Source organism: Novosphingobium sp. ST904 (assembly GCF_001298105.1).
In the GTDB taxonomy this organism is placed as follows: Bacteria; Pseudomonadota; Alphaproteobacteria; order Sphingomonadales; family Sphingomonadaceae; genus Novosphingobium.
The window spans coordinates 1-12,127 of sequence record NZ_LGJH01000080.1 but is presented as its reverse complement, the minus strand read 5'-3'; the positions used below and the strand labels follow the sequence as shown (position 1 = coordinate 12,127).

Genomic DNA, 12,127 nt, shown 5'->3' with positions numbered 1-12,127 from the left:
CCGATTGTGGTAACCTGTGACACGGACGCCTCCTCAGTGGTGCTTCAACACCTCCACTTTGCCATAAAGGCTGTCGGGGGCGTCCACCCCATCAGCTATCTTGAGTCTATTGCACGCAACTTGTCATTCCGCAGCCGCCCCCCAAATCGTGATCACGGCCCATGGGACCATGTCCGCTTCCTCCGACGATCTGCACACGCTGCCTAGCGCAGCCGCTCGCTCAGGAAATCCACGAAGACCCTGACCCGGGCCGGCATGTTCGGTCCGCCCACGAATACCGCGTGGACCAGTTCGACGTCGCCGGGGTTGTAGTCCTCCAGCAAGGGCACCAGCCGGCCCGAGGCGATCTCCTCCACCACGCTGAACCGGCCGACGCGGGTGATCCCCACACCATCCGCTGCGAGCTGGCCCAGGGTCTCGCCGTTGTTCGCCTCGATGCTGCCGCGCACGCTCAGCGCATGGTCCTGCCCGTCCCGGCGAAACGGCCAGACCGGCTCGGCCCGGCGGAAGTTGAAGTTCAGGCAGTTATGGTGGAGCAGGTCCTCGGGAACGCGCGGCGTCCCCCGCCGTGCGAGATATTCCGGCGAGGCGACGATTACCCGGCGGTTCTCCCCCAGCTTGCGCGCGGTCAGCGGACTGTCGGCAAGCGGGCCGAAACGGATCGCCACGTCGGCATCGCCCGCCGCGACATCGACCAGGCGGTCGCTCAGGCTGATATCGACCAGAATGTGCGGATAGAGCCGCGCGAATTCGCCCAGCAGGGGAACAATGGTCAGCCGTCCGTGCGCATGGGCAGCGCTGATCCGCAGCCGCCCGCGCGGCGTGCCGCGATCGGCGATGGCCTGCTCGGCATCGTCGAGATCGGCGAGAATCCGGCGCGCCGCGCCAAGATAGGCCTGCCCTTCCGCCGTCAGCGACAGGGCCCGCGTGGTCCGCAGCAACAGCCGCACGCCAAGCCGCGCCTCGATGCGATCGACCGTGCGGCTCACCGCCGAGGGCGTGAGGCCAAGCACGCGCCCGGCAGCGGAAAAACTGCCTTCGGCCGCCACCGTCGCAAAGACCTCAAGCGCCCGCGCCCTGTCCGCGCCCAGCGGCGCCTTTGCATCCGGTTCAAAAATCTTGCGCATCCCCGCAGCCTAGGCGGTAAGCCCGTGAACGTCCATTTTTGCGTCGCAGCCCGATATTGCGCCCGCCCCGGCTTGAGGCTAGGCGAACGTCACTCACCTGGACCCGGTGCAATCCCGGGTGGCTATTCCGGCCGCCGATCCGCCGGACAACGCAATTCGCAATCCCTGCCCCGCCCGTCAGACCCCCGGCCAGACCCATGGCCAGCCCACCGGGCGAACGGCGCCGATGCGATTCCTGCGGAAACCCCTATCGATGAATACCCAGTCCCTTGCCCGATATCGCAGCGAATGGTTCAGCGGCGGCGCCGATGCCCGGCGCGACATCCTGGCCGGCATGGTCGGCACTTTCGCGCTGATCCCCGAAGTGATCGCCTTTTCCTTCGTGGCCGGCATCGACCCCGAAGTCGGCCTGTTCGCCTCGTTCGTGATCGGGATCGTGATCGCCTTCGCCGGTGGACGGCCGGCGATGATCTCCGGCGCGGCCGGCTCGGTCGCCCTGGTCGCGGCAGCGCTGGTGAGCAGCCACGGTCTGTCCTATCTCCTCGTCGCCACCATCATGGCCGGACTGCTGCAGATCGTCTTCGGGCTGGTGAAGCTCGACGTGCTGCTGCGGTTCGTCTCGCGGTCGGTCCGCACCGGCTTCGTGAACGCGCTGGCGATCCTGATCTTCTCGGCGCAGGTGCCCCAGATGCTGGGCGTGACCTGGCACACTTATGCCCTGATCGCCGGGGGCCTTGCGATCATCTACCTGCTTCCCCGGATCACCACCGCCATTCCCTCTCCGCTGATCTGCATCGTCGTGCTGACCGGGATCTGCGCGGTGTTCCCGATGCCGGTGCGAACGGTGGCCGATCTCGGCCGCCTGCCTTCCTCGCTGCCTTCCTTCGGCCTGCCCGCCGTTCCGCTGGACTGGGACACGCTGCGCATCGTCGCGCCCTATGCCCTTGCCATGGCCGCCGTGGGTCTGCTGGAATCGATGATGACCGCCAGCGTGGTGGACGACCTGACCGAGACCACCAGTTCGAAGGCACGGGAATGCACCGGCCTCGGCCTTGCCAACGTGGCGGCCGGGCTGTTCGGCGGCATCGCCGGCTGCGGCATGATCGGGCAGACGGTGGGCAACGTGCGCTACGGCGGACGCGGGCGGCTCTCCACGCTGGTCGCCGGCGTGTTCCTGCTCGTCGTCATGGTGCCGCTGCGGCCATGGGTGGCGCAAGTGCCGGTCGCCGCGCTGGTGGCGATCATGATCATGGTCTCGATCAGCACGTTTTCGTGGAAGTCGCTCCGCGATCTGGGCCGCCACCCCAAGGTCTCCGGCGTCGTCATGCTGGCGACCGTCGCGGTCACCGTCGCCACGCACGACCTTTCCGCCGGGGTCGCCGTGGGCGTGCTGCTCAGCGGGGTGTTCTTCGCCTTCAAGGTCACGCGGATGATGGACATCCGCGTCGATCACGATCCCGCCACCGACACCCGGACCTACACCGTCTCCGGGCAGGTCTTCTTCGCCAGCGCCGATATCTTCGCCGACCGGTTCGACTTGCGCGACACCGCCCGCCATGTGCGGATAGACCTGACCGCGGCACACCTCTGGGATGTCACGGCAGTGGGCGCCCTGGAAGAAGTGGTGGCGAAAATGCAGCGCCACGGCATCGCGGTGGACGTGATCGGCCTCAACCGTGCCAGTGCGATCCTGGTGGACCGCTTCGCCCCGCAGGCCAGCGAGGCCGCCACCTGAGACCGGCCTGAGGCCGGCCGGATGGCGCAAAAAACCGGCCAGAAACCGCCGTCCGGCCGCGAATACGAAAAAAAATGATGAATCTCGGCCGCGCCGAACGTCATAGTATTATGCAGATGACAATCACTAGCAGAAATATCGTGACGAGCGCCCCGGAGACACGGCCGGCATCGGCGAAACCGCCGGCCCGTGTGCCGATACCTGCCTCCTCCGTTCCGCCTGCCGATCCCGCCATGCGCTGAGGCACGACGATGACCTACAGCAACCGCTCCCTGCGCCGCCGCCCCCGCGTCGAGCGGCGCGTCCTGTCGCTCCTGCGCGGGGAGGAGACGCTCGCCGAGCATGCGGCCTGCTTCGTTCGCCTGCGAACACTGGCGACACGCCGGGCGCTGACGGTCCTGCAACCCGGAACGCTGTACCTCGGCGATGACGAACTGACACTGCTGGGCTGGATCGCCGCCGCGCAGCGCCAGGTATCGAGGCGCTTCAGGCCGGATGACAGGTGCCTTGCCGCCAGCATCGAACGGTGCGCGGGCATCCTCGACGAGGCGGGGCTGCACCTTCACCCGCTCACGCTCTACGAACACTGGCTGCGCGGGCTGGAGTAGGCCAAAAAAAAAGGCCGGTCGCGAGGACCGGCCTTGGAAAGTTTTTGGGAGAGGATGCCTGAAAGGCCCGTTCCGAATGATCCAAACCGAGAGATTCGGCAAATGAGGAAAATCGAGCGGTAGTTGCATATCACGCAATCATCACGAAAATCCGGTACCTCCGCTGCGATTGCAGGGGCGCGACGCTCGATTGCAGGTGCATGTCTTGCAATCGCAACACAGGTACGTCAACTCACGCAGAAGCCCCGCAATAAATCATTATTTTTCATATGATTAAATGATTTTCAAAGCTTCAGCCCGGGCTGTTCAAGATGCTTTGACACCGTTGCACCGCCGTTACGCGCGGTGAAAAACACCCGCATGATTTGCAAGCGGAGCGGCCGCATCGTCAGAAATGCGCGAGATAACCGCCATCCACCCCGATGACCTGCCCGGTCACATAACTCGCCGCCGCCGATGCCAGGAAAACGACAGGCCCGGCGATCTCCTCCGGCCTGCCCCAGCGCCCCAGCGATGTCCGCCGCGCGAGATGATCCGCGATTTCGGGATCGGCAACCATCGCCGCATTCGCTTCGGTGGCGAAATAGCCCGGAGCCACCGCATTCACCGTGATCCCCCGCGCCCCCAGTTCCGCCGCCAGGGCGCGCGTCAGGGCATCGAGGCCGCCTTTCGACATGGTGTAGGCGGCATCCCCGGCCCGCGCGATCTGCCCCGCGATCGAAGTCACGTTGATGATGCGGCCGCCCTGCTCCATGCCGGGCGCGATCGCACGGGCCAGATCGAACGGCGCCACCAGGTTCACTTCCAGCATCCGCCGCACCGCCTCGCGGTCCAGCGCATCCATCGTCCGCCGGTCGCGATGGCCGGCATTGTTGACGAGGATATCGATGCGCCCCACTTGCGCCAGCGCGGCGGGCAAGGCGGCTCCGTCCTCAAGGTCGAAGGCGGCGATCGCCGTTTCGCCGCCCAATGCCTCGATCTCCAGCGCCAGAGCGCCAAGCTGACCGGCCCGGCGGCCATGAAGAACCACCCGCGCGCCTTCCCGTGCGAGGCCGAGCGCGATCTCGCGGCCGAATCCGCCGGAAGCCCCCGTGACCAGCGCCGTCCTGCCTTCCAAGATCATGAGAATCCGCCTTTTTCGGCATTGTACGGCGAGCGGTGCGCCCATGCGAGCGCGGGAAAACCGGAAAAGCGCGTGTCCATCCACTTGCGTTACAACGCCCTCTCTTTAGGGAAAAGTCCCCTACCAAGGGATTATCCGGGCTTGTGCCCATCCCGGAAAAATCGCGCTATTTCCTTGGGTTACAGGGTCGCATGGCGCCACTTTTCAACCGATCCCAAAATCCCAGCCATTGGCCGCAATAGAAAACCTTGCGCTTGACGCTCAATTCTCAACCAAATAGGTAGACAAGCACACCGCACGGCATGGTTGACCAGGCCCACCGTGCATTTCCAAGGTTTCCTGGTCCGCGGCATTTGATCGGGAAGCAGCTTGCTCCGCGTTACCAACCGCTAAAGCGCGCGATGCTCAGGCGACAGCGCCAGGCATCGTGTTCCCCTCACGCCAATGATGAGGTGATACGATGCAGACGACCATCCAGCGCGACTGACGCGCCCAACGGGCTGAACCGCAGGACCTGAACCGCCAGCCGACCACGGCGGCGGGACGGAAAACTGCGCCCTCCGTCACAGATTTCGCCTGTCTCCCGCCGGAACCGCAGGTTTCGCGTCTGGAGCCGTGCGTCCGCCGGACCTTGCCGGGCCTGATCGCAGGTCCCGCGGCGACGGCTTGCGCCCTGAAGGCACGCGGGCGCCCGAAAAGCCGCGCCCGGCACCCTAACACATTCGAAATACCGAATTTCATGCCCGACGATCGATCGGGCGAGCACATCGAAAACAGGGATCGACCTTAATGCTTCTCAAGTTCGCCATCGCTACCAGTCCACTCGCGCTCGCAGCGACGCTTCTTGCCGCCGCGCCCGCGCTCGCCGCCGAGGAAAACGGGGTTCCCGGCGCCGCGCCCGAAGCCGCCGCCGAAAGCTCAGCCCTTGCAGACACCCTGGCGGACAGCGGCAGCGGCGAGGCCATCGTCGTCACCGCCTCGCGCCGCCGCGATGAAAACGTGCAGGACGTGCCGGTCGCCATCAGCGTGATCAGCGCCGCCAGCCTCGAAAAGCGCGGGGACTATACGCTGGGCTCGATCCAGCAGCAGGTGCCCAGCCTCCAGGTCATCACCTTCAACCCGCGCAACACCAACATCAACATCCGCGGCCTCGGCTCCAACGTCTCGCTCACCAATGACGGGCTGGAGAACGGCGTCGGCTTCTATATCGACAACGTCTACTACGGCCGCGTCGGCCTTGCCCAGTTCGACCTCGTGGACCTTCAGGGCATCGAAGTGCTGCGCGGACCGCAGGGCACGCTGTTCGGCAAGAACACCACTTCAGGCGTCATCAACGTCACCTCGAAGAAGCCCACCTTCGATCCCGAGCTTTCGGCCGAGGCCAGCATCGGCAACTACGGCTACTACCAGGTCCGCGCCTCGGGCTCGGCCGGTATCTTCAAGGACCTGCTGGCAGTGCGCCTGTCCGGCGCGATCAGCGAGAACGACGGGTTCCTCTGGAACAAGACCACCAACCGCCGCGCGCAGGACTACCTGAACAAGAGCATCCGCGGCCAGATCCTCCTCACGCCCGATCCGGACTTCGAGGTCCGCATCATCGGCGACTATGCGCGCCAGAAGCAGAACCACGTCCTCAACGTCTTCGCCGGCCTCCACACCACTTATGCCGACGGCACCACGATCGCCGGCAACTTCGCCCAGCGCGCCGCCCGTTTCCCGGGGTACACGCTGCCCAGCTTCGACGCCTTCGACCGCGTGGGCGAGGCGGACAGCCACTACCAGTCCTACATGGCGGGCTACGGCGTCTCGGGCGAGGTCAACTGGAACCTCGGCGGGCCGACGCTGACCTCGATCACCGCCTATCGCTGGTGGGACTGGGACCCGGCCAACGACGGTGACAGCACCTCGCTTCCGGTGGTGGTCAAGGCCCAGCAGGCCAACCGCCAGCGCCAGTTCAGCCAGGAACTGCGCCTTGCCTCGAAAAGCGGCGGCAGCTTCGACTACGTGATCGGCGGCTATTACTTCTGGCAGACGGTTCGCGGCTACGGCGCCACCGGCTACGGTTCGGCCGCGCCGCTGTGGTTCCTCGGCGCCTCCAACGCGGTGACCGACGCCGCGCTGAACGGCTACGAGGTGAACTCCTATTCCGAGCCGCAGACCAAGACGCTCGCCGCGTTCGGGCAGACGGACTGGCACATCACGCCCTCCCTCACCCTCACCACCGGCCTTCGCTTCACGCATGAGGAGAAGAAGGGCGTCTACCAGCAGTGGGTGGCGCAGGCGGCCGACATCTCGGGCTATTCGGACGCCGTCCAGGCGCAGATCCTCGCCATCCGCGCCAGCTTCAACAAGGTGGTGCCGCTCTACAGCACCAGCTTCAGCGACAACAGCCTCTCGGGCCTGATCTCGCTGAGCTGGAAGGTGGCGCCGGACGTGCTCCTCTACGGCAGCTATTCGCGCGGCAACAAGTCGGGCGGGCTCAACCTCACGCAGCTTCCCGCCAGCGTGACCGATCCAACGGTGAAGCCCGAGAAGGTGGACGCCTTCGAAGTGGGCGTGAAATCCCAGTTCCTCGACCGCCGCGCCACCTTCAACGCCGCCGGTTTCTGGACCGAGATCAGCGATTACCAGACCGCCATCACCGACTTCGACCCGGCCAACCCGCTGGTCAGCCGCCAGTACATCGCCAACATTCCCAAGGTCCGCTCGCGCGGGATCGAGGCGGAGTTCAACATCGCGCCGACGGACAACCTGAGCTTCAACGCCTCGGGCACCTGGACCGACGCGAAGTACGTCAGCTACACCAATGCCCCGCAGGCGATCGAACGGCTGAACCTCGGCGCGGTGCAGGACCTTTCGGGCGAGCGCCTGCCGGGCGTGCCCAAATTCGCCTGGAACGTGGGCGCGGACTTCAGCCAGCCGCTCGGCACGCTGGGCGATCGCGATCTCGGCCTCTACGCCCACGCGGACTACGCCTACCGTTCGAACTTCAACACGTCGGCCTCCAATTCGGCCTGGGCCAGAGTGCCCGGCTTCGGCCTCGTCAACGGCCGCATCGGCGTGAAGACCGACGACGGGCTCTGGGACTTCTCGATCTGGGCCAAGAACCTGTTCGACAAGGACTACTTCGTGAGCCTGGGCGCCGCCAACACCGGCGTCGTCACCGCCCAGCTCGGCGAACCGCGCACCTTCGGCGCGACCCTTCGTACCAAGTTCTGACCCTCCAGACCGGAAGCGCCAGCCATGACTTACGAGACATATCCTTCATCTTCGCCGGGACAGGAACGGCTCGATGGCTGGCGCCTCCTGCGCTTCACCGCCCTGGCGGTGCCGGTCTACGCGGCGGCCCAGCCGGTGATGGCCTTCGTACCGGCGATCCTGTCGCGCCACTACGCCATCCCGCTGGCCGGGCTGGGGCTGGTCTACCTGATCGGCCAGGTGGTGAATTCGCTGCTGGACCCGGTGATCGGTTCGCTGAGCGACCGTACCGTCAGCCGCTTCGGCCGGCGCCGCCCGTGGATCGCGGCAGGCGGCCTGCTGTTCATCATCGGCAGCGCCATGCTGTTCTTCCCGCCCGAAGGCGTGGGGCTCACCTGGGTCGGTATCGGCGTCCTGTGCTACTACACCGGCGCCTCCGCCACCCAGACCACGCTGCTGGCCTGGTCGGGCGAGATCAGCGGAGACTACGACCAGCGCACGCGGATCGCCTCGCAGTTCACCCTGCTGTCGTCCGCCGCGCTGGTGCTCACCCTGCTGCTGCCCACGCTGGCGGACCAGCTTCGCCCTGACGACGGCCCGCTGCGCCTGACCCTGTTCGGCACGCTGGTGCTGTTCACCGCCGTCCCCGGCCTGCTGCTGACGCTGACCGCCGTTCCCGATCGCAGCGCGCCGGTGGGCGGGGAACCGTTCGCGCTGGGCAGGACGCTGAAGGCCGTGTTCGGCAATCCGCTGCTGCTGCGCGTGCTGGCCGCCGACGCCGCCGTCACCGCCGGGCAGGGCGTGCGCACCGCGCTGCTGCTGTTCATCGTCACGATCTACTTCCAGCGCCCCGAATGGGCGGCCGGGTTCTTCCTGCTGCAATATTCGTTCGGCGTGCTGGCCGGGCCGATCTGGCGGCGCATCGGACTGCATCTCGGCAAGGGCCGGGCCGCCGTCGCCGCCGAACTCACCCAGGCCGCGATCAACCTCGGGCTCGTCTTCCTCACCCCCGACCGGTTCGGCCTGATGATGGCGCTGGCGGTGGCGCAGGGCCTCTCGCAAGGGTCGGGCAACCTCATGCTGCGCTCGATGGTCGCCGACGTGGCAGACCTTCACCGCGCCGAGACCGGCGAGGACCGTGTCGGCCTCTACTATTCGGTCTTCAGCGTCTCGATGAAGCTCGGCGGCGCCCTCGCCTTCGGCATTGCCCTGCCGCTCGTCACCGCCTTCGGCTTCGACCCCAAGGCCGCCACCAACACGCCCGACGCGCTTCACGCGCTGCTGCTGGTCTTCGCCATCGGTCCCGCGCTGGCGCACACGCTCGCCGCCGCGCTGGTGGCCGGGTTCCCGCTCGACGCGGCGCGCCACGCAGAGGTCCGCCGCCAGCTCAAGGCCCGCGACGATGTCTACGCCGCCGCGCTCGTCCCCGCCGAATGACCTTGAACACCGACCGTCCCCGTTTCCAGACCAAGCAGAAGGAATGAATGCCATGACTTCGATTGCCACTTACGCCAACGCCAAGGACCCTGCATCGCCGCTTGACGTGGCCCCGATCACCGGCACCATCGGCGCCGAGATTCGCGGCGTCACCCTTTCGGGAGAGCTCGACGGGGGCACCGTGCAGGCCATCAAGGATGCACTCGTACGCCACAAGGTGATCTTCTTCCGCGGCCAGCACGAACTGGACGACCAGCGCCACGAAGCCTTCGCCTCGCTGTTCGGCGATCCCGTCGCTCACCCGACCGTGCCGGTGGCCGAAGGTTCGCGCTACCTGCTCGAACTGGACAGCAAGGAAGGCTACGCCGCATCGAGCTGGCATACCGACGTGACCTTCACGGACGCCTATCCGGCCGGCTCGATCCTGCGCGCCATCACCATTCCCGAAGCGGGCGGCGACACCGTCTGGGCCAATGGCGAAACCGCTTACGAAGGGCTGCCGGAAAGCCTGCGCCAGTTGGTGAACAACCTCTGGGCCGTCCACTCGAACGATTACGACTACGCCCAGGTTCTCGCCAATGCGCCCAAGGCCGACGACGCCGCCGAGGATCGGGTCAAGTTCCACAAGAGCGTCTTTGCCTCCACCGTCTACGAGACCGAGCACCCGCTCGTCCGCATCCACCCGGTCTCGGGCCAGCGCAGCCTGCTGCTTGGCCACTTCGTAAAGCGGATCGTCGGCCTGAACCAGGCGGATTCGGCGCGGCTCTTCTCGATCCTTCAGGAACACATCACCCGCCCCGAAAACGTCGTGCGCTGGCGCTGGCAGCCGGGCGACGTGGCGTTCTGGGACAACCAGGCCACCCAGCACCGCGCCGTGGCGGACTTCGGCCTCCAGCGCCGCACCCTGCGCCGCGCGACGATCGCCGGATCGGTGCCTGTCTCGATCGACGGCCGCCACAGCCGCACCATCCGCAAGGAAAAGGCGACCACCTACGAACCGGCCTGATCCCTCATACCTGCATAGGCCGTCACTTCCCGCGCCGCGTCTCCAGTCGCGCGCGGGACTTTTTCTACCAAGGACCACCTGATGAAAACCACGCGTTTCGCGTTTGCCGCCGCTTTCGGCGCGGCTCTGCTTGCCTCCACCGCCGCCCCGGCCGCCGCGCGGGCGCCTGCTCCCGCCGGTGCGCCGTCCGAAACCCCTGCCCGGCAGGCCCGCCCGAACTTCCTCGTCATCATCGCCGACGATCTCGGCTTTTCCGATGTCGGGGCCTTTGGCAGCGAGATCGCCACGCCCAATCTCGACCGGCTGGCCCTGAACGGGCTGCGGCTGACCGGCTTCCACACCGCGCCCACCTGCTCGCCCACGCGCTCCATGCTGCTTTCCGGCACGGACAATCACCGCGCCGGACTGGGCAGCATGGCGGAACTCACCGCGCCCAACCAGAAAGGCCAGCCCGGCTACGAGGGCTATCTCAGCCGCGACGTGGCCAGCCTTGCCGAACGCCTTGCCGCCGGGGGCTATCGCACGCTGCTTTCGGGCAAGTGGCACCTCGGGCTGACGCCCGACCTCGACCCCCATGCCCGCGGCTTCCAGCATAGCTTCGCGCTGCTGCAGGGCGGCGGCAATCACTACGGCCGCGATCAGGGACCGGACCCGGTCAAGAACACCACCTATACGCGCGACGGCAAAGTGCTCGCCTCGCTCGACAAGGATTTCTATTCGTCGGTCGCCTATGCGACAACCTCATCGCCGAGCTGAAGCAGAGCCGCCAGGAAAGCCCGGACAAGCCGTTCTTCGCCTACCTTGCCTTCACCGCGCCGCACTGGCCGCTGCAGGCGCCGCAGGAAGATGTCGCCCGCCAGAGCGGCAGGTACGACGTCGGCTTCGACGAGATCCGCCGCCGCCGCATCGCCCGGCAGGAGCAGCTCGGGATCGTGCCCAGGGGCACCGTGGCCCACAGCGTGCGCGCGCCGCGCGGCGGCTGGGACTCGCTCTCCGTGGCCGACAAGCGCGAAGCCGCCCGCGACATGGAGATCTACGCCGCGATGGTGGAGCGGATGGACAGCAATGTCGGGCGGGTGATCGATGAACTGCGCGCCAGCGGCGAACTGGACAACACGGTGATCGTATTCCTGGCGGACAACGGCGCCGAAGGGCTGGATTACCGGACCACCGGCGCCAAGATGCTCGGCAGCCGCGTGGCCGAAGCGGACAATTCCTTCGGCAACCGGGGCAAGCCCAACTCCTATATCACTTACGGCCCCGAATGGGCGCAGGCCGGCACGGCGCCGTCCTGGCTGACCAAGGCCTACGCCTCCGAGGGCGGCACCCGCACCGTCGCCTTCGTCAGCGGCAAGGGGCTGGCCCATCCCCGGAGCGTGAACAATACCTACGTCAGCGTGGCCGACATCGCGCCCACCCTGCTGGACTACGCGGGCGTTCCCGCGACCGGCACCACCTTCCAGGGCCGCACCGTCCTGCCGATCACCGGCAAGAGCGCGCGGCCGTGGCTGGAAGGCAAGGCGGCCTTCGTCCACGCCGCGGACGAACCGCTCGGCACCGAGCTGTTCGGCTCCCGGGCGCTGCGCAAGGGAGACTGGAAGGTCACCGATATCGGCGACGGCCAGTGGCGCCTGTTCAACATCGCCAAGGACCCCGGCGAGACTGACGACCTTTCGGCCGCCAACCCGGAGAAGCTGCGCGAACTCACCGCCGACTGGGAGGACTACGCCAAGGCCAATGGCGTGGTGCTGCCCACCGAAGCGCCTTACCGGCCGTAAGGAAACGCACCCGCGCGCGCGAACTCACCGCCGACTGGGAGGACTACGCCAAGGCCAATGGCGTGGTGCTGCCCACCGAAGCGCCTTACCGGCCGTAAGGAAACGCACCCGCGCG

The 12,127-nt window shown here is 66.8% G+C and carries 7 protein-coding genes, 1 pseudogene and 1 other annotated feature; of the genes and pseudogenes, 6 read left to right on the top strand and 2 right to left on the bottom strand.

Going from position 1 to position 12,127, the window contains the following annotated elements:
* Positions 1-203: 203 nt before the first annotated feature.
* Positions 204-1,127 carry a LysR family transcriptional regulator gene (locus ADT71_RS01395; protein ID WP_054434420.1) on the bottom strand — a complete coding sequence of 308 codons (924 nt, stop codon included), beginning with the start codon at positions 1,125-1,127 and terminating at the stop codon, positions 204-206.
* Positions 1,128-1,223: 96 nt separating this feature from the next.
* Positions 1,224-1,279 (top strand) — a sequence feature (sul1 is cis-regulatory element that is thought to sense ions involved in sulfur or methionine metabolism; They are found in Alphaproteobacteria).
* Between the two features lie 101 nt (positions 1,280-1,380).
* Between ADT71_RS01395 and ADT71_RS01390 the strand changes: the two genes are divergently transcribed.
* Positions 1,381-2,862: a SulP family inorganic anion transporter gene (locus tag ADT71_RS01390; RefSeq protein WP_054434418.1), complete on the top strand. Its 1,482-nt coding sequence runs from the start codon at positions 1,381-1,383 to the stop codon at positions 2,860-2,862.
* A 251-nt stretch (positions 2,863-3,113) separates the two neighbouring features.
* Positions 3,114-3,470, top strand: a complete 357-nt coding sequence (locus ADT71_RS01385; protein WP_054434416.1) for a hypothetical protein — start codon at positions 3,114-3,116, stop codon at positions 3,468-3,470.
* A gap of 388 nt (positions 3,471-3,858) precedes the next feature.
* On the opposite strand, the gene ADT71_RS01380 is transcribed toward ADT71_RS01385, so the two are convergent.
* Positions 3,859-4,590 (bottom strand): SDR family oxidoreductase, encoded by a 732-nt coding sequence (locus ADT71_RS01380; protein WP_132470263.1) that lies wholly within the window; start codon positions 4,588-4,590, stop codon positions 3,859-3,861.
* A gap of 792 nt (positions 4,591-5,382) precedes the next feature.
* On the opposite strand from ADT71_RS01380, the gene ADT71_RS01375 reads away from it, so the two are divergent.
* From ADT71_RS01375 to ADT71_RS35325, 4 genes and pseudogenes are all read left to right on the top strand, one after another.
* Complete coding sequence (locus ADT71_RS01375; protein ID WP_054434412.1) at positions 5,383-7,812, top strand: TonB-dependent receptor; 2,430 nt, start codon at positions 5,383-5,385, stop codon at positions 7,810-7,812.
* A gap of 24 nt (positions 7,813-7,836) precedes the next feature.
* A complete protein-coding gene (locus tag ADT71_RS01370) occupies positions 7,837-9,228 on the top strand; it encodes an MFS transporter (RefSeq protein ID WP_054434410.1) in 1,392 nt (463 codons plus the stop codon).
* Positions 9,229-9,280: 52 nt separating this feature from the next.
* Positions 9,281-10,234, top strand: coding sequence for a TauD/TfdA family dioxygenase (locus tag ADT71_RS01365; RefSeq protein ID WP_054434423.1), 954 nt, complete (start codon positions 9,281-9,283; stop codon positions 10,232-10,234).
* An 81-nt stretch (positions 10,235-10,315) separates the two neighbouring features.
* Positions 10,316-12,012: pseudogene (locus tag ADT71_RS35325) on the top strand (arylsulfatase).
* Positions 12,013-12,127: the final 115 nt, after the last annotated feature.

Bases quoted from the DNA above. Each gene is read 5' to 3' on its own strand.
- ADT71_RS01370 (WP_054434410.1), top strand. From the start codon at position 7,837: ATGACTTACGAGACATATCCTTCATCTTCGCCGGGACAGGAACGGCTC.
- ADT71_RS01395 (WP_054434420.1), bottom strand. From the start codon at position 1,127: ATGCGCAAGATTTTTGAACCGGATGCAAAGGCGCCGCTGGGCGCGGAC.
- ADT71_RS01375 (WP_054434412.1), top strand. From the start codon at position 5,383: ATGCTTCTCAAGTTCGCCATCGCTACCAGTCCACTCGCGCTCGCAGCG.
- ADT71_RS01385 (WP_054434416.1), top strand. From the start codon at position 3,114: ATGACCTACAGCAACCGCTCCCTGCGCCGCCGCCCCCGCGTCGAGCGG.
- ADT71_RS01390 (WP_054434418.1), top strand. From the start codon at position 1,381: ATGAATACCCAGTCCCTTGCCCGATATCGCAGCGAATGGTTCAGCGGC.
- ADT71_RS01365 (WP_054434423.1), top strand. From the start codon at position 9,281: ATGACTTCGATTGCCACTTACGCCAACGCCAAGGACCCTGCATCGCCG.